This window comes from Bradyrhizobium sp. USDA 3240 (assembly GCF_054063295.1).
In genome coordinates this window covers 4,333,273-4,357,891 of record NZ_JBSSGD010000002.1, presented here as the reverse complement: position 1 = coordinate 4,357,891, position 24,619 = coordinate 4,333,273, and the positions used below count along the sequence as shown (strand labels likewise).

The following is a 24,619-nucleotide window of genomic DNA, read 5'->3' as shown; positions in this document are numbered from 1 at the left end:
CATGACCCGCGTCCACGATATCTATCCCAACGACAAGGTGAGCCTGCGCGAGGTTGGCCTGCGCGACGGCCTGCAGCTCGTGAAGACATTCCCGTCGACCGCGGCGAAGCAGCGCTGGCTGCGCGACGAATATGCCGCCGGCGTCAGGCATTTCGAGGTCGGCTCGTTCCTGCCAGCCAGGACTTTTCCGCAATTCGTCGATGTCCGCGATGTCATCGCGACCATCGCCGCGCTGCCCGGCGCGCACGGCGTCGCGCTGGCGCTGAACGAGCGCGGCGTCAACGAAGCGCTCGCCTCCGGTGTCGCCGAGATCGCCTCGGTGGTGTCGGCGACCGAGGAGCATAGCCAGGCCAATGCCAACCGCTCGCGCGAGTCGGCGATCGCAAACATCAAGCGCCTCTGCGAGCTGCGCGACGCCAGCGCGCACAAGCCGCTGGTCAATGCTGCGATCTCGATGGGGCTGGGCTGCTCGATCGTCGGCGCGGTCGATCCGAAGGAGGTGCTGCGCCTCACCGAGAAGCTCTACGAGGTCGGCGTCGACATGGTCGCGATTGCCGATACCGTCGGCTATGCCGGACCGAAGCAGGTCGGCGAACTGACGCGCGGCGCGGTCAAGATCGCGGGCTCCAAGCCGGTCTGCGTCCATCTGCACGACACCCGCGGCATGGGTATCGCGAACGCCTCCGCGGCGCTCGATGAAGGTGCCCGTGTGCTCGACGGCTCGCTCGGCGGCCTCGGCGGCTGCCCGTTCGCGCCGGGCGCCACCGGCAATGTCGTGTTCGAGGATCTCGTCTTCCTGTGCGAGAGCAAGGGATTTCCGACCGGCGTCGATCTCGACCGCCTGGTCGAGGTGCGCGCGATCCTGAAGGCCGAGATGCCGGGCGAAGCGCTCTATGGCGGCCTCGCCCGTGCCGGCCTGCCGCGCGGCACCAAGGCGAAGGCGGCGTAGCCCCTCTCCCTCGCCCCGCTCTCTTGTCCGCCGAAGCCCGCCTTCGGGCGAAGGCGGATGCGGGGTCGAGACGAGCGTAGCTCGCTCTTAGAGGGTTGGGGTGAGGGGCTCTTTCCGCGAGCGATCTGCAGGGAACGACCCGTACCCCTCACCCGGATTGCATCTGGCGATGCAATCCGACCTCTCCCCGCAAGCGGGGCGAGGTATCCTCAATCGTGCCGATGCCCATGCCCGCGCTTGCGCGGCTTCTTGTCCGCCGCGGTCGGGATCATCACGACGCGTCCGTGACGCACGCCGCGCTCGGCGATGATGTGATCGGCGAGATGGCGGACCTCGCCGCTTGGGCCCTTCAGCGCCGTCACCTCCATGCAGCTGTCGTCATCGAGATGCACATGCAGCGTCGCCAGCGACAAATCGTGATGGCCGTGGAAATTCTGCACCAGCCGCTTCGACAGGTCGCGCGCGGCGTGATCATAGACATAGACCAGTGCCGCGACGCATTGCCCTGACGGCGCGTCCTCTGCGCTCTGTTGCAGGCCGGCGCGCACGAGATCGCGGATGATCTCGGAGCGGTTCTGATAGCCGCGCGCTTCGGCGGCGGCGTCGATCTCCGCGAGCAGATCATCCTGGATGGTGATGGTGATGCGTTGCATGGACTATCCGTGTTGGCTCGATTGCCTGGCGGTATGACATTATTCTTGAAACGTCATACCGTGCTTGCTAGCGTCGTTTCGCCGGGATTGGTTTAAGCTGGTGCGGTCGTCGCGTGACTGTAACAGGATCATGCGGGGGCATGGGCGTTGCGTCGTACTGCTTGGCGGATATTTCCCGCCGCCGCATCCATTGCAGCCTTCGCGCCGGTCGCCGAAGCGCAGACCATCACAACCGCGCCTAGGCAACTGCCGCCGGTGACGGTGACCTCGCCCGATCGGGCGCCGCCGAAGCGCGCCAAACCGTCCCAGCATCCACGCCATGATGCCGTCAGCGGTCGCAAGCCCGCCGTACCGCAGCCGAGCCAGCCCGGTTCCGCAAGCGACGGAATCACCGGCGGCTCTGCAACGGTGTCTTCCAACCTGCAACCGACCGCGGCCAGCGAGCGCCAGATCAGCGGCGACGAGGTCAACGCGCGGCCGGTCTCGCGCGTTGGTGAAGTCCTGGAGGCGGTGCCGGGCCTGATCGTCACCCAGCATTCCGGCGAGGGCAAAGCCAACCAGTATTTTCTGCGCGGCTTCAATCTCGACCACGGCACCGATCTCGCCATCACCGTTGACGGCATGCCGGTCAACATGCCGACCCATGGTCACGGCCAGGGCTATGCCGACATCAATTTCCTGATCCCGGAGCTGATCCAGTCGATGGATATCCGCAAGGGTCCCTACTACGCCGACAAGGGCGACTTCGCGTCCGCCGGCGCTGTCGACATCAACTACCTCGATCGGCTATCCAAGAATATCGTGGAGCTGGCCGCCGGCAGCTTCGGCTATCAGCGCGCGATGGCGGCGGGTTCGACCAAGGTCGGCGACGGCACGCTGCTCGCAGCCTTCGAGGCCAACAAGTACAACGGCCCGTGGGACGTGCCCGACGACATCCGCAAGCTGAACGGCGTGCTGCGCTACGGCCAGGGCACCGCGACCGATGGCTTCTCGCTGACCGCGATGGCTTATTCGAACGGCTGGAATTCGACCGACCAGGTCGCGCAGCGCGCGATCGATCAGGGGCTGATCGGCCGTTATGGTTCGCTCGATCCGACCGACAGCGGCACCTCGAGCCGCTTCAGCCTGTCGGGCAATTGGGCGCAGTCCAGCGACTACGGGCAGACCAAGCTGAATGCCTATGTGATCCGCTCGTCGCTGCAGCTCTACAACGACTTCACCTATTTTCTCGACGACCCCGTCAACGGCGACCAGTTCAGCCAGACCGACAGGCGCACCGTCTATGGCCTTGACGCCAGCCACGCCGCCGATATCCGCATCGCCGGTATCGATACCCAGACCCGGATCGGCGTGCAGACCCGCTACGACGACATCAATGTCGGCCTGTTCAAGACCGCACAGCGCGAGATTCTGTCCACGGTGCGCAATGATCAGGTGCAGGAAGGCAGCGTCGCGCTGTGGGCCGATAGCACCGCGCGCTGGACCGACTGGTTGCGCACCACGGTCGGCATCCGCGAGGACTATTTTGCCGGCCACGTGCTGAGCGACACACCGCAGAATTCCGGCAACGCGCAGGCGGCGATGACGAGCCCGAAGGCCGGCATCGTGCTCGGCCCCTGGTTCAAGACCGAGTTCTACGGCAATGCCGGCTTCGGCCTGCATTCCAACGATATCCGCGGCGCGACCATCACCGTCGATCCCAACGACAAGGTGACGCCGCTCGAACGCGTCCCGCTCTTGGTGTGCTCGAAGGGTGCCGAGCTCGGCATCCGCACCAACGCGATCGACGGGCTGACCTCATCGCTCGCGGTGTTCGTGCTCGACTTCGATTCCGAACTGCTGTTCGTCGGCGACGCCGGCACCACCGAGCCGAGCCGGCCGAGCCGGCGTGTCGGCGTCGAGTGGACCAACCAGTACAAAGTGCTGCCGTGGATGAGCCTCGATTTCGATATCGCCTATACCGGCGCCCGCTTCACCGATTACGATCCGGTCGGCAACTTCATCCCGGGCGCCCCGGCCTGGGTCGCCAGCGGCGGCGTCACCTTCGGTCGCGACACCGGCTGGTTCGGCAGCCTGCGCGCCCGTTATTTCGGCCCGCGCCCGCTGATCGAGGACGACAGCGTCCGTTCACTGTCGTCGTTCATCGTCAACGCCCGCGCCGGCTACAAATTCGACAACGGCATGCGGCTGCAGCTCGACGTCCTCAATCTCTTCAACGCGCAAACCAACCAGATCGAATACTACTATCTGTCGCGGTTGCCGGGCGAACCGATCGACGGCGTCGCGGACCGCCATGTGCATCCCGCCGAGCCGCTTGCCGTGCGGCTGACGCTGGCGGCGACGTTCTGATCAGTCGCGCGCGCGGCGGATCGAGCTGAAGTCCTCGACTTCGGGCTGCGCAGGGGGTGTCTCGCGATAAGGCGGTACGATCAGCATCACGACCCGCCGTGTCCGGCCGGGCCTGCCCAGCAGTGTCGCCTGAGCGTCGAACTCGGAGCGAAAGACGTCGGTCGCGCGCAACGTCGTGCGACCCATCCAGCTCAGGCAATCCGGCTGGTCGGCGAAGCACAACGCGGCCCAGCCGCGATCGAGCGTGGTCTTGCGCGGCAATCCCCAGGTGTACTGATAGGCGAACGGCCGGGCATAGCGCGGATGATCCGGGCTGTAGAAGGCGGCAGCGAAGGCAAGCGCATCGTCGCCGCTGACGGCGGCGAGCGGCGTCCCCGCCGCGTCGCGCCATCGCGCAGTGAGCTCGGTTGCGGCTGCATGATAGAAATCACGGCCTTCCTCATAGCCGTAAGCACTGCGATAGAGGGCGTGGATCGGCGCGCCGACGACGACTGCGAGAACGGCGATACTCGCCACCATGACGGTGAGGTTGACCGCGTAGAAGCGCTCGATCGGATAGCTCGTTGCGCACACGATCAGAACCACGAACAGGAAGAGACCTTGCACCGCCCAGAGCGAGGGCAGGTCGGTGCCGATCGCGAGCGAGACGATCACCGGAAACAGGATGGTCCCGATTGCGACCAGCAGCAGCAGGCGGAGCCCTGGGTTCATCGCGCGGAAATCGGCCGGTAGCTGCGCCAGCCGCGGCCCGGCAATGAACACCCAGGTCACCGCCGGGATCGCGAGCGCCGCGATCAGGCCCATGATGAAGTAGGAGACTTCCCACAGCGCGGCGACATGATCGGCGCCGGCATGCGCGAGCGCATAGTCGAACGGCGTTGCTCCCGTCGTCGCGAGCCAGTGCAGATGCGGGCCAAGCACGAGCATGCCTGCCAGCGCCGAGATCCAGGGCGAGGCCGACAGCAGATAGCGGCGGCGATCCGGATGCAGCACGGAAGCAAACACGAAGCTTGCGACCAGGAAGATCGAATAATACTTGCCGAGCATCGCCAGTGCGCAGGCCGCGCCCGCTGCGATCGCCCAGCCGAGCTGCCTCGACGCCTCGAACGCGCGCAGGAAGCAGTAGGTTGCCAGCGGCCAGACCGCCAGCAGCACCGTGTTCGCATTGAAGCGCTGGGCATGGAATTGATAGACCGGCAGCAGCATCAACAGCAGCAGCACGATCGCCCGCTTCTCGCCACGGACGAAGCGGCGGGCGATCAGGTCGACCGCCCATAGCGCCACCGCTGCGTTGACCATAGCCATCAGCTGCAGCGACCAGTCGGTCAGGGGAAAAACCGCGGTCCATCCCCGCGTGATCCAGCCCATCAACGGCGGATGCTTGGGGTATCCCCACGCGAGGTGCCGGCCGAGCGTCCAGGTCTCGATCACGTCCGGATGCAGGCCGGCGCCGAGATAGGCGATGACGAGATACGAGGTCCAGATCGCGACGAAGAGGATGAGCAGAATCGGGATCGACCACCCGGTCTCGATTCCCTCCAGCCATTTGATCAATGGACGGCGCCAGCGCGCCGGATCCTTCTCCGACGCGGCAGCCGTCGCCGAGAAACTGATGAACGAAAGCACCGTAAAACTACCGAATGAAAGCATGCTTGAAGCGCGCGCACCCTAGTGATGCGAGCACGAGAACTCAACGGCAAAGCCGGATGACGAGACCGATTCCAGATCGGGGTCGAGGCGGCCAGCGCTCGATATTTCGAGCCTGACGCCTGCGGCTATCACACCGGTGCGGTCTCTGCCGCGGTCACTTCCGCAGTCGGAAGCGCCGCCTCTTGGTCAGTCGCTTCAGGAACAAGCGGCGGCGACTTATGTTCTGGAAACACACTGAATTCGCCGGCTACCTCCTGGAGCGGCTTCTGCTTGTCGGCCCAGTGCAGGGCCGTGTAGTCGAAACCGTGCACGATGGTGGGTTTGATGACTTCGAAATAGGGCGAGATGTCGAAGTCGCGCGGCATGTAGAGCGAGGAGTCGCGAATGTGCAAGATCTCGCGGCGCGCCTTGCGGCTGGCGGCACGCGTGATCTTGGGCAGGATCGGATAGCGCACGGCGTCGAATGCCTGCGCGATCAGCGCCGAGCAGATGATCTTGGTCGGATCGCCGGAGCCGAACGCGATCATGCGGCGACGCCAGCGCTGCGGGATCGGCAGCGGAAACAGGAAACGCGCGAGATCGACGATGTTCTTGGTGTCGTAGCCGAAGCCGATGCGGTTGATGGCGTAGCGGCACACCGTGTTGCGGTCCTCGAACGACAGGCCGACCGGGCGGCAGAGACGCGTGTGATAGGACAGGTATTTCGACAGCGGCGCCGATGTCACGCCTTCGCCGATATTGGCCTCGATCAGCACATGCTGTTCGCCGTCAGGCTCGAACGCGCCGTCGATCGGTCCGACGAACAGCGCCGCATGCGACCAGGTCGATTGCGTGAGGTATTTGATGATGCCGGAAATCCGGTTGTTGCCTTCGACCAGCAGCACATCGCCGGGCTGCATGATGCTCCGCAGATGGTCCGGGTCGCTCGGCGTGAACGGCTCGTAGCCGGGCACTTCCTTCGACAGGTACCCCGCGATCCATTTACCGACGGTATCGAGCATTACGCCCATGGATTCCCCCCAGCGGTTCTACGACCGCTTCTCTTCACTTAATCATGGTCGCAAGCCGTTGCAATTTAGTTCATGCCATCGGCGGATCAATCATGATTGATTTACCATGATGGTTGCTGCGGTCGGTGAGATGCGGCACAGTTCGCGAAGCGTTCCCATTCTCCGCAAGTCCCCGGAAACCATGCCAGAAGCTAAGTCATGACAGTGACCCGCCGCGATTTCCTGTCGGCGTCCGCAGCTCTCGCGCTGGCGCCCGTGCTGGGCGGCCGGGCTGTCGCTGCGCCGCTGCCGCGCGAGGCCGACATCGTCGTGATCGGTGCGGGTGCCGCGGGCATTGCCGCGGCGCGACGGATCGCCGCCGCGAACCGCAAGGTGATCGTGGTGGAGGCGTCCGGCCAGGTCGGCGGGCGCTGCCAGACCGATGCATCGACCTTCGACGTGCCGTTCGACCGCGGCGCGCGCTGGATGCACAATCCCGAAACCAATCCGATGATCCGGCTGGCGCGCTCTGCGGGTCTCGACATCGTCACCGCGCCCGCCGGCCAGAAGATTCGCATCGGCCGCCGCTACGCCCGCCCCGGCGAGACTGAGGAGTTTCTGGCGGCGCTGGTGCGCGCCAGTCGCGCCATCGACGACGCCTCGCGCAAGGCCGATATCGCCTGCGCCGCGGCAATGCCGAAGGATCTCGGCGATTGGGCCGGCACCGCGGAATTTCTGCTCGGCGCCAATTTCAGCGGCAGGGATCTGAAGGACCTTTCGGCCGTCGACAAGGTACGCGCGCAGGATCGCAACACCGCGATCGCCTGCCGGCAGGGGCTCGGCGCGCTGATCGCAAAACTCGGCGACGGGCTTCCGCTGGCGCTGTCGACGCCGGCGCAGCGCATCCTGTGGAGCAATCGCGACGTGGTGGTCGAGACGTCCTCCGGCAAGATCACCGCGCGCGCCGCCATCGTCACGGTGTCGAGCAACGTGCTCGCGAGCGGCAATATCAAGTTTGCGCCGGAGATCCCGAAACGCACGCTCGACGCCGCCGCCAAGCTCGGCCTCGGCAGCTACGACCGGATCGCATTGCAGATCCCCGGCAATCCGCTCGGGCTGTCGCGCGACGACGTCATTATCGAGCAGAGCAATTCGACCAAGACGGCGCTGCTGTACGGCAATATCGCGGGCTCCTCGTTGTGCACGATCGACGTCGCGGGCTCGTTCGGCCGCGACCTGTCCGCGCAGGGCGAGAGGGCGATGACTGCTTTCGCGGTGGAATGGCTGACCAAGCTCTACGGCAGCGAGATCGGCGCCGCCGTGAAGAAGACCAGCGCGACACGCTGGAATGCGCAGCCCTTCATCCTCGGCGCGATGTCGGCCGCAGTACCCGGCGCGCAATTTTCCCGCAGGATCCTGTCCGAGCCGATCGGCGCGATGTATCTCGCGGGCGAGGCCACGCATGAGACGCTGTGGGGCACGGTCGATGGCGCCTGGGAGAGCGGCGAGCGCGCCGCCGATGCCGCGCTGCGCAGGATCGGCGGAGTGAAGGATGCGACACCGGAGCCCGCCGCAAAACACAAGCGCCGCTCGCGGGCAAGCTCCGCCGAGCCGATGAATTGATGGTTGGTTAGGTAGCGAGCTGCTGCATAACAGCTGTCGTCCCGGCGAAAGCCGGGACGCATAACCACAGGGTTGTGTCGTAGGAGTGAGCTGTGGCCCCAGCGTGCCCCCTCACACCGGCAGCTTCAGCTCCATCAGATCCTTCGCCACCACGATGCGGCCCTTGAAATTCGTCTTCACGTCTCTGGTCCAATCGTCGTCGGTGACATCAGGGTCGTCGCCGGGGACGAAATGGCTCAGCACAAGTGTCTTCACGCCGGCGGCGGCTGCGATGCGGCCGACGTCTTCGGTCGAGGTGTGGCTGTCGAGCAGATGCTTCTTCAACGTCGCACCGTTCTTGGTCTTCGCCACCAGGCGATCGACCGCCGGAGTGTACAGGCATTCGTGCACCAGCACGTCGGCGCCCCTGGCGAACTCGGCGAGCTTCGGATTGTAGGCCGTATCGCTGGAGAACACGATCGTGCCGTCCGGGGTCTCGAACTTGTAGGCGAAATTGTCTGTGATCGGCGGATGCGGCGTGCGGAACGCGGTGACGGTGACATCAGGCGTCTTCAGCACCACGCCATCGTCGGTGATGTCCTTGGCGACCAGCAGCTTGCGCGGGTCGGGCCGGCCTTCATCCGCGATCCGGGTCTCGACGTCGAACTTGTTCAGCTCCCAATAGTCCTTGGTCATAGCCTCGATGCCCTTGGGGCCGAACGAATGGATCGGCGTCGAGAGCCCGGCCGCCCAGGCGTTATAGAACAGATTGCCGTATTCCAGATTGTGATCGGAATGGTGGTGGCTGATGAGGATGTATTTCACGGACGGGATCGGCACGCCGGCGTTGACCAGCTGCCGGCTGACGCCCATGCCGCAATCGATCACGAACGGCGTGTCGTTGACGACGACGAGATTGGCGGGGTTGGAGGCGCCATTGCCGACCCGTGGGCCGCCCTTGGTGCCGAGGAACACGATCCGGGTGCGCGGCTTTGTGCCCTGCGCGCGCACCGTCGGCGCTGCGAGCAGCGCAGCGCTGCCGAGCGCCAGTTTCAATGTCGTGCGGCGATCGATCATGGTGTTCCTCCCTCGGTCTTATTCTGAACGCGACCCTACCCGCCACGCAAAATGCCATCAAGCGCCGGCAGGCCGACGATGACGGCCGCTGCAATCAGCGCGTAGCAGATCGCGCGGAACACCTGCTCGCTTGCCTTACCGAACAGCGAGGCGCCGAACCAGACGCCGATGCCGTAGATCGGGCCGACGATCAGCGAGAACTTGACCGATTCGATCGTGATCAATCCGGTGAACCAGTAGCTGACCAGCGAGAAGAAATCCGAGGCGCCGAAGAACAGCACGATGTTGGCGCGTGAGATCACCGACGAGATCGGGCGTCCGAGCCAGTAGGCGACGATCGGCGGGCCGCCGGTCTGCGCGAGGCCGCTGCAGAAGCCGGAGAGGCCGCCGACGCCGATCGAGAGCGCGGCATGATCCTTGCCGTGATAGCGCCAGCCCGACAGCAGCAGCACGAGCAGCGCCGCGACGAAGCAGGAGATGATCCAGCGCGTCGTCACCGGCTCGAGCACGGTCAGGAAATAGGTGCCGACGGGAACACCGACCAACGCGCCGGCGACCATCACCGCGGTCGCCTTGCGGTCGGCATGGGTCCAGGCGTTCGGCAGCAGCGGCGTCGCGGCAATGAAGTCGATGATGAGCAGCAGCGCCGCCACCAGCCGAGGCGCCGCCACGCTGCTCGCTAGCGGCATGAAGATCAGCGCCGAGCCGAAGCCCGAGAAGCCGCGCGCCGTGCCCGACACAAAGGCAATCGCGCAGATCGCGAGTGCGATGCTGGTCGAGATGTCGGAGGGGAGGAGGGTGAAGGAGGTCATGGGAGGGGATTCGTTTCAACTTGCTAGCCGGCGAACGAATTCATGTCATGATACAAGCCGCCCAATTCCGCCCCGTCATCCTGAGGTGCGAGCGGAGCGAGCCTCGAAGGATGAATCGGCCACGGTCGGGCCGTCGACCCTTCGAGACGGCCGCTACGCGGCCTCCTCAGGGTGACGGTGGTGGGGCTGCGCGTGCTTCCACCACCACCGCGGCCCGATCACGCCCGCAGCGTGCCACCGGTCTTCTTCGTCACCTCGGCGACGACCTTGGCGGCGACGGCGTCGATCTCCTGGTCGGTCATCGTCTTCTCGCGTGGCTGGATCGTCACCGCGATCGCGATCGACTTCTTGTCGGGATCGATGCCCTTGCCTTCGTAGACGTCGAACACGGTCACGTCGGTGATCAGCTTCTTGTCGACATTCTGCGCCGCGCGGACGATGTCGCCGGCCTTGACGCTGCGGTCGACGATGAAGGCGAAGTCGCGCGACACCGGCTGGAATGCGGAGAGCTCCAGCACCGGCTTGGCGCGGGTCGCCCTCTGCTTGCCTTGCGGGATGCGCTCGAGGATCACCTCGAACACGATCATCGGACCGTCGGCGCCGAGCGCCTCGGCCACGCGGGGATGCAGTTCGCCGAAATATCCGAGCACGTTCTGTGGGCCGATCTGGATGGTGCCGGAACGTCCCGGATGCAGCCAGGCGGGACCGCCTGGGACGATCTGCAGCGCCTGCATCGGCGCGCCGGCGGCTGCCAGCACGGCGAAGGCATCGGCCTTGGCATCCATTGCATCCGCCGTCGTCGCGCCGGTCCAGTGCCGCCCAATCCCCTTCGACGAGGCGTAGCCGTGGCGCACGCCGGAGGCGGCCACGAGCTGATCCTCGGGTCTATCGCCGCGGAACACCTGGCCGACCTCGAACAGCGCGACATCGGGAGTGCCGCGATTGATGTTGGTCTGTGCCGCCGCGACGAGGCCGGGCAGCAGGCTCGGCCGCATGTCGGAGAGATCGGCTGCGATCGGGTTGGCGAGCACGAGCTCGCTCTGGCCGCCGCCGAACAGTTTTGCCGCGTCATTGGTGATGAACGACCAGGTCACGGCCTCCACCATGCCGCGGACGCCCAGCGCGCGCTTGGCGCGGCGGGTGCGCTGCTGCATCGGAGTCAGCACCGGCTTGCGCGGCTCCTCGCCACGATCGAACGGCGTCATCGGCACCTTGTCGACGCCGACGATGCGCACGATTTCCTCGACGATGTCGGCCTTGCCCTGCACGTCGGTGCGCCAGGACGGGACTGCGACCTTCACCACGGGGCCGTTGCCGGCCAGCATGAAGCCGAGCCGGGTGAGGATCAGCTTCACCTCGACCAGCGGCACCTCGATGCCGGCAAGGCGCTTGACCTCGCTGAGCGGGAAGTCGATGACGCGATCCTCGCCGAACTGCTTACCGACCACGACGTTCTCGGACGGCGTGCCGCCGCACAGCTCCAGCACCAGTCTGGTCGCGAGCTCGAGCCCGGGCACCATGAAGGCCGGATCGACGCCGCGCTCGAAGCGGTAGCGCGCGTCCGAATTGATGCCGAGTTTGCGGCCGGTCTGCGCGATGTTGATCTCGTTCCAGAGCGCCGATTCGATCAGCACGTCGGTCGTGTTGTCGTCGCAGCCCGAGGCCTCGCCGCCCATGATGCCGGCGAGCGATTCGACGCCGTGCTCATCGGCGATCACGCAGACATTGCCGTCGAGCGTGTAGGTGCGGCCGTCGAGCGCAAGCAACGTCTCGCCATCTTTCGCGCGGCGGACGGTGAGGTTGCCCTGCACCTTCTTCGCGTCGAACACGTGCAGCGGACGCGCGCGGTCGTAGGTCATGAAGTTGGTGATGTCGACCAGCGCGTTGATCGGGCGCAGGCCGATCGAGGTCAGCCGCTTCTGCAGCCATTCCGGCGACGGACCGTTCTTCACGCCGCGCACCAGCCGCAGCGCGAAGCCCGGACACAGCGCGGCGTCCTCCACCTTGACCTGAACCGGGCAGGGGAATTCGCCCTTGATTTGCTTGATGCCCGGGTCCTTGAACTTGCCCATGTCGGCGGCAGACAGATCGCGCGCGATGCCGTGTACGCCGGTGCAGTCCTGCCGGTTCGGCGTCAAATTGATCTCGATGACGGGATCGCCGAGCGCAGCCCATTCGGCATAGCCCTTGCCGAGCGGCGCATCCGCCGGCAGCTCCATAATGCCGTCGTGGTCCTCGGAGATCTGCAGTTCGGCGGCCGAGCAGAGCATGCCGCGGCTCTCGACGCCGCGGATGGTACCGACGCCGAGCGTGATGTCCTTGCCCGGAACGTAGGTGCCGGGCGGTGAGAACACGCTGATCAGCCCCGCCCGCGCATTTGGCGCACCACACACCACCTGCACCGGCGCACCGCCGTCGCCGGTGTCGACCATGCAGACGCGCAGCCGGTCGGCATTCGGATGCTGCTCGGCCGAGATCACGCGCGCGATGGTGAACGGCGCGAGCGCCTTCGCCTTGTCCTCGATGTTCTCGACCTCAAGCCCGATCATGGTGAGCTTGTCCGCGAGCTTGTCGAGCGGCTCGTCGGTCTCGAGATGTTCCTTCAGCCAGGAGAGGGTGAACTTCACGGCTGCATGCCTCGGTTCTTGTTGGTGTTGACTAGATTATCTTGGTCGCTCGTCTCGCAATGTCGCGCTCACGCGCGGACATCACGTGCTGAGCCCGCCCGCGATCGTCGGGATGTCGAGCGGCTTGAAGCCGTAGTGGTTGAGCCAGCGGATGTCGTTCTCGAACAGCTGGCGCAGATCGGCGATGCCGTATTTCAGCATCGTGATGCGGTCGAGGCCCATGCCCCAGGCAAAGCCCTGGTAGACGTCGGGATCGATGCCGCAGGCGCGCAGCACGTTCGGGTGCACCATGCCGCAGCCGAGAATCTCCATCCAGTCCTCGCCCTCGCCGAAGCGAATCTCGCCCTTGTCGCGGCGGCACTGGATGTCGACCTCGAGCGACGGCTCGGTGAACGGGAAGAACGACGGCCGGAACCGCATGTTGATGTGATCGACCTCGAAGAACGCCTTGCAGAACTCGTGCAGGATCCATTTCAGGTGCCCGAGATGCGAGCCCTTGTCGATCACGAGGCCTTCGACCTGGTGGAATTGCGGTGTATGCGTCGCATCCGAGTCGATGCGATAGGTACGGCCCGGGCAGATGATGCGGATCGGCGGCTTCTGGCTCAGCATGGTGCGCACCTGCACCGGCGAGGTGTGGGTGCGCAACAGCATGCGCGAGCCGTCCTGCTTCGGATTGAAGAAGAAGGTGTCGTGCATCTCGCGAGCGGGATGGCCGATCGGGAAATTCAGCCTGGTGAAATTGTAATCGTCGGTCTCGATGTCGGGACCTTCGGCGATCGCAAATCCCATGTCGGCGAAGATGGTGTTGACCTCATCGAACACCTGGCTCAGCGGATGGATACGGCCGGTCTCCGCCGGCGCTTCGCGCAGCGGCAGCGTGACGTCGATGGTCTCGGCGGCGAGCCGCGCATCGAGCGCGGCCGCTTTCAGCACGTCGCGCTTGGCCGCGAGCGCCTGCGTCACCGCGTCCTTGGCGAGGTTGATCTTCGCGCCTTCGGTCTTGCGCTCCTCCGGCGACATCTTGCCGAGGGTGGCGAGCAAGGCCGAGATCGAGCCCTTCTTGCCGAGCGCCGAGACGCGCACCGCCTCGAGGGCGGCCTCGTCAGCGGCCGAGGCGATCTGGTCGAGGATGGATGTTTCGAGCGTTGCGAGGTCGGACACGGTCAATTCCTGCGCTGAGCATGATCCGGCGGGAAGAGCCGGCTTCCGAACCATGCGCCAAAATTCGGCTGGGTTGTCGCCGCCCGAAGGCCGTAACGTCAAGCAAAAAGCCGGTCATTTCGGGCTTGTGGCCGGCGGCATTGAACCCCGCGCGGAGGTCGGGCTACCCAAGGGGAGTTCAAGGAGACCCACGCGATGTTGCTGCGATCTTGCCTGGCCGTGCCGGCGGTCCTGTTCACGCTCGCCACGGCGCAAGCCGCGATCGAGGAATGTCCCGCCAAATCGACCCAGATGGACGACATCATCGCGGTGCTGGAGAAGGCGCCGAACTGCAACCGCGCGATGAAGATCTTCGAGGCGTGCGAATACGGCGCCAGCGGCGACGTCCAGTTCGGTGCCGTGGTCGAGAAGAAATGCGAGGCGGACTTCCTGTCCGGCCTCATAGGCGCGCCGAAGCGGGCGTACCCGCACGAGATGCAGGTCTGCGACCGCAAGTACCGGAACGAATCCGGCACCATGTACATCTCGTTTACGGCGTTCTGCCGGGCGCAGGTCGCCCAGCGCTATTCGCAGAAGGCGCTGAAAGCGGGCTCCAGAGCCCGCTAAGATCAGGCAGCCAGCGCGGCCTTGGCCTTCTCGGCGATCGCCTGGAACGCAACCGGCTCGTGGATCGCGAGGTCCGACAGCACCTTGCGGTCGACGACGACGCCCGACTTGGACAGGCCGTTGATGAACACGCTGTAGGTCATGCCGAACGGACGGACCGCGGCGTTGATGCGCTGGATCCAGAGCGCGCGGAAGGTGCGCTTCTTGCGCTTGCGGTCGCGGAAGGCGTACTGGCCGGCCTTTTCGACGGCCTGCTTGGCAGTGCGGATGGTGTTCTTGCGGCGGCCGTAATAGCCCTTGGCGGCCTTGAAGACTTTCTTGTGCTTGGCGTGAGAGGTCACACCGCGTTTGACGCGAGACATGACTGATATCCTTGAGATCTAGAAGAAGTGACGGGGCGCCGCGCGAGACGCGGCCGGGTTCAAGCGGAGGAGCGCGATCAGGCGTTCGGCAAGAAGTATTTCTTGACGTTGTCGCCGTCGGTCTTGAACAGCACGCGGGTGCCGCGCAGCTGACGGATCTGCTTCTTCGTCCGCTTGATCATGCCGTGGCGCTTGCCGCGCTGGGCGTGCATGACTTTGCCAGTGGCAGTCACCTTGAAGCGCTTTTTAGCGCCCGACTTGGTCTTCAACTTGGGCATTTAGCTCTCCTGTCGCCCAACACGAATATCGCCCAAAGAGGCGTTCGGCCGGCTAAAATGCTCGTTAGAGCGTTGAAAGTGCTATGGTTTTTTCCGAATTGAAAGAACCTGCACTGAACGTCGCCACGGCAGCCCTCAGCCGGGCGGCGAAGGCCCGGCTTATGACAGAGGATCGGCCATTTTGCAACGTCTTGCGGCCGGGAACCGGCGGCGGATCGGCCTGCCCCGGATTGCGCGGAGCCTGTCATCGAGCGCGCGTTCGCGCGACCCGTTGGCGCCATCCGGGCTACGAAAAGAAACGGCCCGCCAGAGGTTCTGACGGGCTGTTCCATTTTCAGCAAAGCGACTAATTCGAATTAGCGCGGCGCCAGCACCATCACGACCTGGCGGCCTTCGAACCTTGCGTCCTGCTCGACTTTGGCGAACTCGGCAACGTCGGCCTTCACCTTGTCCAAGAGCTTGGTGCCGATCTCCTGGTGCGCCATCTCACGACCGCGGTAGCGCAAGGTGATCTTGACCTTGTCGCCTTCCTCGAAGAAGCGCTGCATCGCGCGCATCTTCACGTCATAGTCGTGATCGTCGATCATCGGGCGGAGCTTGATCTCCTTGATTTCGACGACCTTCTGCTTCTTGCGAGCTTCGGCGGCCTTCTTCTGCGCGGAATATTTGTACTTGCCGTAGTCCATGATCTTGCAGACCGGAGGACTGACATTCGGCGAAATCTCGACGAGGTCCATGCCGGCGTCCATGGCCATCTTGATGGCCACCATGGTTTCGACGGTGCCCTGGTTGACACCATCGGCATCGATCAGCTGGATCTGCGCGTTGCGAATCTCATCGTTGGTGCGCGGCCCGTCTTTTGCGACTGTGGGCGGGGCTCTATTGGGACGGCGAATGGGTAACTCTCCAAAGTTGTGAAAGGGAAGGCGGATATTTTGAAGCAAGACGCTGCGACGGGCAAGCGAACTCGCTCTTTTACGCGGCAAAACCGTCAATTGCGAGGCATTTTAGCCACGCCGGGCACATATAGCCGGCACATCTGCTCTGCAAGGCGGGCCTGCCGCCGTTGACCGGTGCCGCGCGACGATTGAAAAGCAGATCTCTGACACGAGTGACCGAACCATGAGCCAAACCACCGCATCCGAGCAGGAACCCGCCTTCATCGAGGTCGGCGAGGGCCGCGGAGCACGCCGGATCGCAGTGCGCGCCCGTCCGGGCGGCGGCCCCGTCAGCGCAAGTGGCGCGCCCGGCCTGGTCTGGCTCGGCGGCTTCAAGTCCGACATGACCGGCACCAAGGCGATCGCGCTCGATGCATGGGCCGCCGAGCATGGCCGCAGCTGCGTCAGGTTCGACTATTCCGGTCACGGCGAGTCCAGCGGCGAATTTGCCGACGGCACGATCGGCCGCTGGCTCGAGGAGAGCGTCGCGGTCTTCTCGCAGTTCTGCCGCGGGCCGCAGGTCGTGATCGGGTCCTCGATGGGTGGTTGGATGGCGCTGCTGTTGGCGCGCGAGATTATGCGTCGCGGGAACGCGAAGGCGCAGCTCGCCGGCCTCGTGCTGATCGCGCCGGCGCCCGACTTCACCGAGGAATTGATGTGGAAGGGCTTCTCGCCCGAAATCCGCGCCGAGATCGAGTCCAAGGGCGTGTGGCTCAGGCCATCCGAATATGGCGACGGCTCGCCCTATCCGATCACCCGCAATCTGATCGAGGAAGGCCGCAACCACTTGCTGCTCGGCAGCAAGATCGACGTCGGCTGCCCGGTGCGCATCCTGCAGGGCGCGCAGGATCCCGACGTGCCGTGGAAGCACGCGTTTGCGCTGGTGCATCGGCTGCCGGCCGAGGACGTGGTGCTGACCATGATCCAGGACGGCGATCACCGGCTGTCGCGTCCGCAGGACATCGCGCGGATCATCGCCGCGGTGGCGGAGATTTAGCCACGCCGCCGCCCTTCGAGGCGCGCAAGCGCGCGCACCTCAGGGTGACGGCTACGGATAAAGACGTCATCCTGAGGTGCGAGCCTTGCAGCGCAGTTGCGCTGCTGGGCGAGCCTCGAAGGATGGGCCACAAGCACCGGGGAGACGCCAATGAACACAACAAGCATGCTGCGCGCGTTCTGCGACGCGGTCGAGCAGCGCAACGGCAAGGCCTTCGCAAGTCTCTTCACCGAGGACGGCGTCTACCACGACGTGTTCTATGGTGCGTTCGAGGGCCACGCTAGAATCGCCGAGATGATCGACGACTGGTTCTACCGGACCGCGACCGATTTCCGTTGGGTGATGCACGATCCCGTCTCCGACGGCGCGACGCTCTACGCGCGCTACACGTTCAGCTATCGCTCGACCTTGCCGGAAGCCAAGGGGGCGCGGGCGATGTTCGAGGGCGTCGCGATCATGCGGCTGCGCGACGGCAAGATCACGGAGTACCACGAGGTCGCCAACACCGCGCCGGCCTTCGTCGACCTGAACTTCGCGCCGGAGCGGATCGCCAAGATCGTCGGCAAGCAGGGCACCGCGCTGCGGGCGCGGCCGGAGATGAAGCGGCATTTGGCTTGAACCGCGCGACGGATTTCTCCGTCGTCATTCCGGGGCGCGCGAAGCGCGAGCCCGGAATCCATCGGACCGCATGCGCTGACGGAGAAATGGATTCCGGGCTCGCGCCAAGAGGCGCGCCCCGGAATGACGACGGTGAAGAGGGCCTACGGCGGCGGCGGATTGCTCATCGGCTTGCGCTGAGCCAGCGCGGCCACGGTGGAGGTGCCGATCGGACCCTGCTCGTCATAGAGCCAGCATTCACCGATGGCGATGCCGTCGCTGGCGTGATGGTTGACGACCTCGAAGCCGATCCAGTTGCTCACCGGCAAGCGGTGCAGATAGATCGTGACGTCGCTGTTGATGTAGCCGAGGCCCTGGTCGCCGGCGTTGGCGAAGGGGCTGGCGAAATCCGCGCCGGTCGCGACATGGACGAACGGCGTCATCTTGACGCCCGCAACGAGCTCGCGGACTTCGCTCATCCAGAGCCTGCGCTCGCCGAGCGAACCCATATGGCCGATGATCGGCCGCGTCTCCCACTTGCCGTTCATGCCGAGCCGCGGATCGGCCGGCTTTGGAATCTCCGCGGGCGCCGGCACCTTCCAGTTCGGCGGCGACCACACATTGCCGGGCGCATTTTCCGTCCTGCGCAACAACTGGCAGGAGGCGCGCGCCATGCTGGTGCCGCCGGAGACGAACTCGGCCTCGATCACCTTGATGCGGAGCCCCATCGCGCACGACCTTCGTCGTCACCTCGACCGGCGTCGTGATGTTGGGCAGCCGAAACATGTCGACCGTGAGCCGTGCCGGGACGAAATCGTCGGAGCCGTGGCGCTCCTCGATGACGAAGCCGAGCAGGCCGATCACGACGCGGCCGTGCATCGATTCCGGGCTCCACGGACCGTTCGCAACTGACGTCGGCATGAAGCCGTCGCCGTGTCTGGTGAAGAAAGGCTGGTTTGTCATGGCCCGCGACCATGACGGGAACGGCGCGATGAAATCAAGAGGTGCCTGCGGCACGCCACTCCTGCTGCACGCTGATATCAGGCTCGCCGCCGGCGCGTAACGCCAGTGCCGCAAACGCGTCGCGGGCGAGCAGTTGCGACAGCGCCCACACCGCCGCGCCGCGCACCAACGGGCTTGCATCGTCGAGCAGGCGTTGCGCTTCGGCGGCGAGGTTGGCATCGCCGGAATTGCCGATCGCGATCAGCACATTGCGGATGAAGCGGTCGCGGCCGATGCGTTTGACCGGCGATTTAGTGAACAGCGCGCGAAACGCGGCATCGTCGAGCCGCGCGAGATCGGCGAGCGCAGGCGCGCGCAACGCGTCGCGCGCCGCAAGCTTCTGCTCGCGGCCCGCCATCGCGAACTTGTTCCACGGACACACCGCGAGGCAATCGTCGCAGCCATAGATGCGGTTGTCGATCGCTTTGCGGAATTCGTGCGGGATCGGACCTTTGTTTTCGATCGTCAGGTACGAGATGCAGCGCCGCGCATCGAGCTTGTAGGGGGCGGGAAACGCCGCGGTCGGACAAATGTCCTGGCAGGCGCGGCAGCTGCCGCAGTGATCCGCTTCGCCCTCGTCGCTCGGCAGCTTGGTCGCGGAATAGATCGCGCCGAGAAACAGCCACGAGCCGAACTCGCGCGACACGAGATTAGTGTGCTTGCCCTGCCAGCCGATGCCGGCTGCTTGTGCCAGCGGCTTCTCCATCACAGCGGCGGTGTCGACGAACACCTTCACCTCGTCGCCGGTCGCAGCGGCGAGCCAGCGCGCGAGCGTCTTCAGCCGCTTCTTGATCACGTCGTGGTAGTCGTCGCCCTGCGCATAGACCGAGATCGCGCCATGCGACCGGCGCGCGAGAATATCCAGCGGATCGTCGTCGGGCCCGTAGTTGACGCCGAGCATGACGATCGAGCGCACGCCACCCCACAGCACGCGCGGGTCCGTGCGCCGCTCCGGATTGGCCGCGAGCCAGTCCATCTCGCCATGGCCGCCGGAGCCGAGGAACTCGAGGAAATATTTTCCGGCCTCGCGCGTCGCATCAGGCGTGGTGAAGCCGATGGCATCGAAGCCGAGCGCGCGCGCCTCGCGCCCGAGTGCCGCCTTGAGATCGGACGGAGAGAGCCGGACCGCCTGGTTCAGAAGTCGAGGTCCACATAGGTGCGCGACGCCGGCACCCCCGCCAGCCATTCGCTGAGCAGCGGGCGGAACGACGGGCGGGATTTCACCCGCGCGTACCACGCCTTTGCTGCGTCGTCCTCGCTCCATGGCACGTCGCCCAGATAGTCGATCGCCGAGAGATGCGCCGCGGCGGCGAGGTCCGCGTAGGTGAGGCGGTCGCCGGCGAGATAGTTCCGTGTCTTCGCCAGCCAGCCGATATAGCTCAGATGATAGCGCACATTGACCTTGGCGGCGCGCATGATGTCGGGCGCCGGCGGGCCGCCGCCATTGTCCTCGCTCATGAAGCGCTTGTAGATCCGCTCGGTCACCAGCGGGTTGGAGGCTTCCTCGAAGAATTTCTCGTTGAACCACGCCATCAGCCGGCGCACCTCGACGCGCTCGGCCGTCGAGGTCGGCAGCAGCCGCCGCTCGCCGGCATCGAGGCCATGCGTCTCGTCGACATATTCGGCGATGATGGGTGCACCCGGGATCGGCGGAAAGCCCTCGGCGATCAGCACCGGCGTGTTTGCCGCGGGATTGAGCGCCAGGAACGCCTCGCGCCGCTCCCAGACCCGTTCCTCCACCAGGCGCAGATCGAGGCCATACTCGCCGAGCACGAGGCGAATGAAGCGCGAATGCGGACAGAACGGATGGTGATGCAGCGTATACATGAGGCCCTTGGTAGTGTCGTGGCGCTTAAGAAACCATCAACCTGTGTGACCTGACCTGTGAATTGGGCGGACCAGTTCCGCTCGTCCCTATGTCGCGTCGGCGCGCAAACCGGTCGCCACCCCCGCAGATGGTGCGGGTCACAAAACCGCTATAGCCCAGCAAATCGGCCGGGTAACCCATTGTTTGACGATTCTTTGCGATTGCGGCCTATGTGCGAATAAGCGAGAAGAATTCGGTTTTCCACACAGGGCAGATCAGATCATGATGACGGATATGCTGCGGGCGGTGATTCTCGGCATCGTCGAGGGCGTCACGGAGTTCCTGCCGGTCTCTTCGACGGGCCACCTGCTGCTCGCGAAACGGTTCTTCGGTCTCGGCGATGGAAGTTTCTGGGATAGTTTCGTCGTGCTGATCCAACTCGGCGCGATCCTCGCAATCGTCGTGCTCTACTTCGCTAAATTGTGGCGCGTCGCGCTCGGCATGTTCACCAATCCGGACGACCGCCGCTTCGTGATCGGCGTGCTGGTGGCGTTCCTGCCGGCCGTCGCGATCGGCCTGATCATCGGCAAATACAAGGAAGCGCTATTCAGTCCGTGGGTGGTCTGCTTCACGCTGATCGTCGGCGGCGCCGTCCTGCTCTGGGTCGATCAGCTCGATCTCAAAGTGTACGAGGACGACGCGACCCGGTTCCCGCTGCTGATGTATTTCTGGATCGGCGTCGCGCAGTGCCTGGCGATGATCCCCGGCGTGTCGCGCTCCGGCGCCAGCATCGTCGCTGCGATGCTGCTCGGCGCCGACAAGCGCTCGGCCGCGGAGTTCTCGTTCTTCCTGGCGATCCCGACCATGGTCGGCGCGTTCGCCTATGATTTCTACAAGAACCGCGCTGAAATGACGACCGACCATCTGAGTATCGTCGCGGTTGGCTTCGTGGTGTCGTTCATCACCGCGATGATCGTGGTGCGGGCATTCCTCAACTTCGTCACCCGCCGCGGCTTCACCTTCTTTGCCTGGTGGCGCGTGATCGTCGGCACCCTCGGCCTGATCGCGCTGGCGATGGGAAGGTAAGACCTATCTCGTCGTCCCGGCGAAAGCCGGGACCTATAACCACAAGTCTTTGTTGGTTACGCGAGATGGGGCCACAGCTCCGCACAAGGCGGACATTTGTGGCTATGGGTCCCGGCCTCCGCCGGGACGACAGATGGAGAGAGCGGCCTACGCGCTCTTCTTCTGGAACTGCCCGCTGGCGCGGAAGCGCCAGAGATATTGCGGGGCGATCGCTTCCATCGAATCGGGCGTGATGCCGAGGCCCGCGAAAGTGAGGCCGGCGGCCTTCGCGGCATCCGACACCACATTGTCCGAACGCAGCATCGCGACCTGGTCCGGGGTCAGCGTGAACGGCCCCGGCGCGAATTGCAGGACATACGACTGCAGCTTGGCGAGGCCGAACGGCAGCGGCGCCAGCATGCGATCGCGCTGGGTGATCTGGAGGATGATCTGCATCACTTCGCGCATGGTCAGCACTTCCGGGCCGCCGAGCTCGTAAACGCCGCCCGGCTTCGCCTTGCCGTCGACGGCATCGGCCACGGCGTCCGCGACGTCGGCGACATAGGCCGGCTGCACCTTGTTGACGCCACCGCCGACCAGCGGCAGCACCGGCGACATCCGCGCCAGCGCCGCAAAGCGGTTGGTGAACTGATCCTCGGGCCCGAACAGCAGCGACGGCCGCATGATGGTGGCCTGCGGCAGGGCCGCCTGCACCGCCTGCTCGCCTTGCGCCTTGGCGCGGTAATAACCCGACAGCGAATCCTGATCGGCGCCGATCGCCGAGACATGGACCATCCCGGCGCCATTCGCGGCTGCCGCCTTGGCGATGGTCTCGGCGCCCTTCACCTGCACGGCGTCAAAGCTCTGCCCGCCGCCTTCGGCCAGGATGCCGACCAGGTTGATGGCGATATGCGAATCACGCATCGCCGCCTCGACCGAGGCCGGGTAGCGCACATTGGCCTGGACGGCGTGAATCTGCCCGACGCGGCCGAGCGGCTGCAGATGGCCGGCCAGTTCAGGCCGCCGCACCGCGACTCGCACGCGGTAATCGCGCTTGCAGAGTGCCCGGACCACGTTCCGCCCCAGAAATCCGGATCCGCCGAATACCGTGACGAGCGTTTCCAGGTTCGATGCCATGAGGTCCATTCCTGCCGGATTTGAGAGCGATTTGGGCGCATTTACAGCCTCTCGCGATACGCCATCAGCCCAATCCTGTACAGGCTATTCGAATTTTCAATCGCGAATTTGACAAGCGCGTAACCGATCCTTACTAAGCCGCTCCACATGCCCAGGTGGCGGAATTGGTAGACGCGCTGGCTTCAGGTGCCAGTGGCTTAACGGCCGTGAAGGTTCGAGTCCTTTCCTGGGCACCACCCCCTTTTTAAGCGATTGAAATCGCTAACGTTCGTAGGGCTGGTTAGGCGAAGCCGTAACCCGCCACCGACGAGGGCGTTTGGGCTTCAAGCAGCACTGATCTTAGAAGTAGGCGGATCGCGGATCGTTGCGCCGCTGCCTAACGAGATCCGTCCAGCATCGACAACATCAAGCGGACGACACCGCCAGCCCCGCGCGCCGCCCCTCACACCACCCGCCGCCCCGCGCGCCGGGCGATCGGCCGCTGCACGAAATACATCGCAATCATCGAGATCATCGAACTCGCTATAACGACGTAGCCGATCCGGTCGAAATGCAGCAGCGAGCCGTCCGGATTCTCGGCGACGATCGCGGCGGCAGCCACCGAGCCCAAGCCGCCCGACAATTGCTGTACCGACGCGCTGATCGCGCTGAACGAACCGCGCTGGCCGGCGTCGGGGATCGCCGACATCAGCGCTTGCGAGGGGATCATCCGCGAGAAGATGCCGACGAACATCAGCACATTGACGATGATCGCGGTCAGCAGCGAGACGTGGCCGAGGTGGGTGTAGATCAGCACCATGATGGCCGACACCACGCAGCCGAAGATGAAGGTCGGATATTTGCCGAACGCATCGCTGGCGCGGCCGACCAGCGGCCCCATCAGGATGCTGAACAGGCCGGAGACCAGATAGATCGTCGGCAGATGGACGATGTCGATGCCGAGATTGTGCACGGTGAAGGCGCTGCCGAACGGCATCAGCATGAAGCCGCCGGTCGCCAGCAACGTCGTCACCAAAAAGGCAAGCGTGTAGCGCGGCTGCGCGACGGTTGAGATCAAATGCTGGAACGGGTTGCGGTCGTGTTGCAGCTTGAGATGTCCGTCGACCGGCTCCATCACCAGCGCGATGGTGGCGATCGCCGCGATCGACAGGCCGACGATGGCCACGAAGCAGATGTGCCAGTTCCAGTGATTGGCCAGGAAAAGTCCGGCGGGCACGCCGAGCACCTGGCTCGCGGCGAACGCGGTCTGGATGAAGCCCATCACCCGGCCGCGCAGGTTCAGCGGAAACAGGTCGGTGACGATGGCGAGCACGACGGAGCCGATCACCCCGCCGAACAGGCCGGTGACGATGCGGCCGAGCAGCAGCACATGGAAATTCTGCGCCAATGCGCACAGCACGGTGCCGAGCGTGAAGCCGACATAGAAGAACAGCAGCATCCGCTTGCGGTCGAAGCGATCGGCAAAGCCGGCGGCGAGGATGCCGGAGATGCCGGCTGCGAAGGCGTAGGCCGAGACCGCGACGCCGAACTGCCCGGCTGTGATGTTGAGCGACGGCATCAGGATGGCGCCGAGCGGCGACATGATGATGAAGTCGAGGATCAGGGTGAATTGCGTGAACGCAAGCAGCGCGATCAGGAACGATTGATAGCGCGAAAAGCCGCGTTCCTGCGGTTCGTCGATCGGCGCGGCGATGGTCTGTTCCGACATGAGGCTCATTTCACTGAAGGGTAAGTCCGGGCTGGCAACAAATAGGGAGCGCCTGGTCCGATTTCACGGGGCTGCACATCACAAGTTCCACCGGAATCGGCCCGGTCAGCGGCCAATCGCGCGAGCAAATTTGTGCCCGGACGGCTTCGCGAGAGGTGAAGCGCGCACCAGGTTGTGGCCGGGGAGGCCTGCAACGCGGGCGCTCTGTACATCACGGACATGGAAGCGTATGCACGCAAAGGATGTGAAT

Annotated in this window: 21 protein-coding genes, 1 tRNA gene and 1 pseudogene; 8 read left to right on the top strand and 15 right to left on the bottom strand. The window is 64.9% G+C overall.

What is annotated here, in order from left to right:
* Window position 1 precedes the first annotated feature (1 nt).
* A complete protein-coding gene (locus ACVIGA_RS21250) occupies window positions 2-949 on the top strand; it encodes a hydroxymethylglutaryl-CoA lyase (protein WP_456667859.1) in 948 nt (315 codons plus the stop codon).
* A gap of 209 nt (window positions 950-1,158) precedes the next feature.
* Here ACVIGA_RS21250 and nikR read toward each other — a convergent pair whose 3' ends face one another.
* Window positions 1,159-1,602: a nickel-responsive transcriptional regulator NikR gene (gene nikR, locus ACVIGA_RS21245; protein ID WP_456667858.1), complete on the bottom strand. Its 444-nt coding sequence runs from the start codon at window positions 1,600-1,602 to the stop codon at window positions 1,159-1,161.
* Window positions 1,603-1,749: 147 nt separating this feature from the next.
* Here nikR and ACVIGA_RS21240 point away from each other — a divergent pair, with 147 nt between their 5' ends.
* Entirely contained in the window at window positions 1,750-3,951 is a 2,202-nt protein-coding gene (locus ACVIGA_RS21240; protein ID WP_456667857.1) for a TonB-dependent receptor, read from the top strand.
* On the opposite strand, the gene ACVIGA_RS21235 is transcribed toward ACVIGA_RS21240, so the two are convergent.
* Complete coding sequence (locus ACVIGA_RS21235; RefSeq protein WP_456667856.1) at window positions 3,952-5,601, bottom strand: glycosyltransferase family 39 protein; 1,650 nt, start codon at window positions 5,599-5,601, stop codon at window positions 3,952-3,954.
* A gap of 128 nt (window positions 5,602-5,729) precedes the next feature.
* A complete protein-coding gene (locus tag ACVIGA_RS21230; RefSeq protein WP_456667855.1) occupies window positions 5,730-6,611 on the bottom strand; it encodes a YiiX/YebB-like N1pC/P60 family cysteine hydrolase in 882 nt (293 codons plus the stop codon).
* 198 nt (window positions 6,612-6,809) lie between these two features.
* Between ACVIGA_RS21230 and ACVIGA_RS21225 the strand changes: the two genes are divergently transcribed.
* Window positions 6,810-8,213, top strand: coding sequence for a flavin monoamine oxidase family protein (locus tag ACVIGA_RS21225; RefSeq protein ID WP_456667854.1), 1,404 nt, complete (start codon window positions 6,810-6,812; stop codon window positions 8,211-8,213).
* A gap of 111 nt (window positions 8,214-8,324) precedes the next feature.
* On the opposite strand, the gene ACVIGA_RS21220 is transcribed toward ACVIGA_RS21225, so the two are convergent.
* The 4 genes from ACVIGA_RS21220 to pheS all read right to left on the bottom strand — a co-directional run bounded on the left by ACVIGA_RS21220 (window position 8,325) and on the right by pheS (window position 13,872).
* Window positions 8,325-9,269 (bottom strand): MBL fold metallo-hydrolase, encoded by a 945-nt coding sequence (locus tag ACVIGA_RS21220; protein WP_456667853.1) that lies wholly within the window; start codon window positions 9,267-9,269, stop codon window positions 8,325-8,327.
* 35 nt (window positions 9,270-9,304) lie between these two features.
* Entirely contained in the window at window positions 9,305-10,081 is a 777-nt protein-coding gene (locus ACVIGA_RS21215) for a sulfite exporter TauE/SafE family protein (protein ID WP_456667852.1), read from the bottom strand.
* A gap of 218 nt (window positions 10,082-10,299) precedes the next feature.
* The gene (pheT, locus tag ACVIGA_RS21210) at window positions 10,300-12,708 is read right to left on the bottom strand and encodes a phenylalanine--tRNA ligase subunit beta (RefSeq protein ID WP_456667851.1); all 2,409 of its coding nucleotides are present in this window, start codon (window positions 12,706-12,708) and stop codon (window positions 10,300-10,302) included.
* Window positions 12,709-12,789: 81 nt separating this feature from the next.
* Window positions 12,790-13,872 (bottom strand): phenylalanine--tRNA ligase subunit alpha, encoded by a 1,083-nt coding sequence (gene pheS, locus ACVIGA_RS21205; protein WP_456667850.1) that lies wholly within the window; start codon window positions 13,870-13,872, stop codon window positions 12,790-12,792.
* 195 nt (window positions 13,873-14,067) lie between these two features.
* On the opposite strand from pheS, the gene ACVIGA_RS21200 reads away from it, so the two are divergent.
* Window positions 14,068-14,478 carry a hypothetical protein gene (locus ACVIGA_RS21200; RefSeq protein ID WP_456667849.1) on the top strand — a complete coding sequence of 137 codons (411 nt, stop codon included), beginning with the start codon at window positions 14,068-14,070 and terminating at the stop codon, window positions 14,476-14,478.
* 2 nt (window positions 14,479-14,480) lie between these two features.
* Here ACVIGA_RS21200 and rplT read toward each other — a convergent pair whose 3' ends face one another.
* The 3 genes from rplT to infC all read right to left on the bottom strand — a co-directional run bounded on the left by rplT (window position 14,481) and on the right by infC (window position 16,014).
* The gene (gene rplT, locus ACVIGA_RS21195) at window positions 14,481-14,840 is read right to left on the bottom strand and encodes a 50S ribosomal protein L20 (protein WP_029081033.1); all 360 of its coding nucleotides are present in this window, start codon (window positions 14,838-14,840) and stop codon (window positions 14,481-14,483) included.
* A 77-nt stretch (window positions 14,841-14,917) separates the two neighbouring features.
* The gene (gene rpmI / locus ACVIGA_RS21190; RefSeq protein WP_008539890.1) at window positions 14,918-15,118 is read right to left on the bottom strand and encodes a 50S ribosomal protein L35; all 201 of its coding nucleotides are present in this window, start codon (window positions 15,116-15,118) and stop codon (window positions 14,918-14,920) included.
* 356 nt (window positions 15,119-15,474) lie between these two features.
* Window positions 15,475-16,014 (bottom strand): translation initiation factor IF-3, encoded by a 540-nt coding sequence (gene infC / locus ACVIGA_RS21185; protein ID WP_223972529.1) that lies wholly within the window; start codon window positions 16,012-16,014, stop codon window positions 15,475-15,477.
* Between the two features lie 226 nt (window positions 16,015-16,240).
* Between infC and ACVIGA_RS21180 the strand changes: the two genes are divergently transcribed.
* Both ACVIGA_RS21180 and ACVIGA_RS21175 read left to right on the top strand, forming a co-directional pair.
* Complete coding sequence (locus tag ACVIGA_RS21180) at window positions 16,241-17,053, top strand: alpha/beta hydrolase (RefSeq protein WP_456667848.1); 813 nt, start codon at window positions 16,241-16,243, stop codon at window positions 17,051-17,053.
* A 150-nt stretch (window positions 17,054-17,203) separates the two neighbouring features.
* Window positions 17,204-17,671, top strand: a complete 468-nt coding sequence (locus tag ACVIGA_RS21175; RefSeq protein ID WP_456667847.1) for a nuclear transport factor 2 family protein — start codon at window positions 17,204-17,206, stop codon at window positions 17,669-17,671.
* A 143-nt stretch (window positions 17,672-17,814) separates the two neighbouring features.
* On the opposite strand, the pseudogene ACVIGA_RS21170 reads toward ACVIGA_RS21175, so the two are convergent.
* From ACVIGA_RS21170 to ACVIGA_RS21160, 3 genes and pseudogenes are all read right to left on the bottom strand, one after another.
* Window positions 17,815-18,613 (bottom strand): annotated as a pseudogene (locus ACVIGA_RS21170) (acyl-CoA thioesterase domain-containing protein).
* Between the two features lie 34 nt (window positions 18,614-18,647).
* Window positions 18,648-19,838: a tRNA epoxyqueuosine(34) reductase QueG gene (gene queG, locus ACVIGA_RS21165; protein ID WP_456667846.1), complete on the bottom strand. Its 1,191-nt coding sequence runs from the start codon at window positions 19,836-19,838 to the stop codon at window positions 18,648-18,650.
* Window positions 19,787-20,479 (bottom strand): glutathione S-transferase family protein, encoded by a 693-nt coding sequence (locus ACVIGA_RS21160; protein WP_456667845.1) that lies wholly within the window; start codon window positions 20,477-20,479, stop codon window positions 19,787-19,789. The genes queG and ACVIGA_RS21160 overlap by 52 nt, the downstream gene beginning before the upstream one ends.
* A gap of 262 nt (window positions 20,480-20,741) precedes the next feature.
* On the opposite strand from ACVIGA_RS21160, the gene ACVIGA_RS21155 reads away from it, so the two are divergent.
* A complete protein-coding gene (locus ACVIGA_RS21155) occupies window positions 20,742-21,545 on the top strand; it encodes an undecaprenyl-diphosphate phosphatase (protein ID WP_456667844.1) in 804 nt (267 codons plus the stop codon).
* A gap of 147 nt (window positions 21,546-21,692) precedes the next feature.
* Here ACVIGA_RS21155 and ACVIGA_RS21150 read toward each other — a convergent pair whose 3' ends face one another.
* Window positions 21,693-22,661 carry a complex I NDUFA9 subunit family protein gene (locus tag ACVIGA_RS21150; protein WP_456667843.1) on the bottom strand — a complete coding sequence of 323 codons (969 nt, stop codon included), beginning with the start codon at window positions 22,659-22,661 and terminating at the stop codon, window positions 21,693-21,695.
* A 149-nt stretch (window positions 22,662-22,810) separates the two neighbouring features.
* Between ACVIGA_RS21150 and ACVIGA_RS21145 the strand changes: the two genes are divergently transcribed.
* A tRNA-Leu gene (locus ACVIGA_RS21145) sits at window positions 22,811-22,897 on the top strand.
* 206 nt (window positions 22,898-23,103) lie between these two features.
* On the opposite strand, the gene ACVIGA_RS21140 is transcribed toward ACVIGA_RS21145, so the two are convergent.
* Window positions 23,104-24,369, bottom strand: a complete 1,266-nt coding sequence (locus ACVIGA_RS21140) for an MFS transporter (protein WP_456667842.1) — start codon at window positions 24,367-24,369, stop codon at window positions 23,104-23,106.
* Window positions 24,370-24,619: the final 250 nt, after the last annotated feature.

Coding starts and splice junctions, on each gene's coding strand:
- queG (WP_456667846.1), bottom strand. CDS start 19,838: ATGGCTGGCGGGGGTGCCGGCGTCGCGCACCTATGTGGACCTCGACTT.
- nikR (WP_456667858.1), bottom strand. CDS start 1,602: ATGCAACGCATCACCATCACCATCCAGGATGATCTGCTCGCGGAGATC.
- ACVIGA_RS21215 (WP_456667852.1), bottom strand. CDS start 10,081: ATGACCTCCTTCACCCTCCTCCCCTCCGACATCTCGACCAGCATCGCA.
- ACVIGA_RS21175 (WP_456667847.1), top strand. CDS start 17,204: ATGAACACAACAAGCATGCTGCGCGCGTTCTGCGACGCGGTCGAGCAG.
- rpmI (WP_008539890.1), bottom strand. CDS start 15,118: ATGCCCAAGTTGAAGACCAAGTCGGGCGCTAAAAAGCGCTTCAAGGTG.
- ACVIGA_RS21160 (WP_456667845.1), bottom strand. CDS start 20,479: ATGTATACGCTGCATCACCATCCGTTCTGTCCGCATTCGCGCTTCATT.
- ACVIGA_RS21150 (WP_456667843.1), bottom strand. CDS start 22,661: ATGGCATCGAACCTGGAAACGCTCGTCACGGTATTCGGCGGATCCGGA.
- ACVIGA_RS21250 (WP_456667859.1), top strand. CDS start 2: ATGACCCGCGTCCACGATATCTATCCCAACGACAAGGTGAGCCTGCGC.
- rplT (WP_029081033.1), bottom strand. CDS start 14,840: ATGTCTCGCGTCAAACGCGGTGTGACCTCTCACGCCAAGCACAAGAAA.
- ACVIGA_RS21235 (WP_456667856.1), bottom strand. CDS start 5,601: ATGCTTTCATTCGGTAGTTTTACGGTGCTTTCGTTCATCAGTTTCTCG.
- ACVIGA_RS21140 (WP_456667842.1), bottom strand. CDS start 24,369: ATGTCGGAACAGACCATCGCCGCGCCGATCGACGAACCGCAGGAACGC.
- ACVIGA_RS21230 (WP_456667855.1), bottom strand. CDS start 6,611: ATGGGCGTAATGCTCGATACCGTCGGTAAATGGATCGCGGGGTACCTG.
- ACVIGA_RS21220 (WP_456667853.1), bottom strand. CDS start 9,269: ATGATCGATCGCCGCACGACATTGAAACTGGCGCTCGGCAGCGCTGCG.
- ACVIGA_RS21200 (WP_456667849.1), top strand. CDS start 14,068: ATGTTGCTGCGATCTTGCCTGGCCGTGCCGGCGGTCCTGTTCACGCTC.
- ACVIGA_RS21155 (WP_456667844.1), top strand. CDS start 20,742: ATGATGACGGATATGCTGCGGGCGGTGATTCTCGGCATCGTCGAGGGC.
- ACVIGA_RS21225 (WP_456667854.1), top strand. CDS start 6,810: ATGACAGTGACCCGCCGCGATTTCCTGTCGGCGTCCGCAGCTCTCGCG.
- ACVIGA_RS21180 (WP_456667848.1), top strand. CDS start 16,241: ATGAGCCAAACCACCGCATCCGAGCAGGAACCCGCCTTCATCGAGGTC.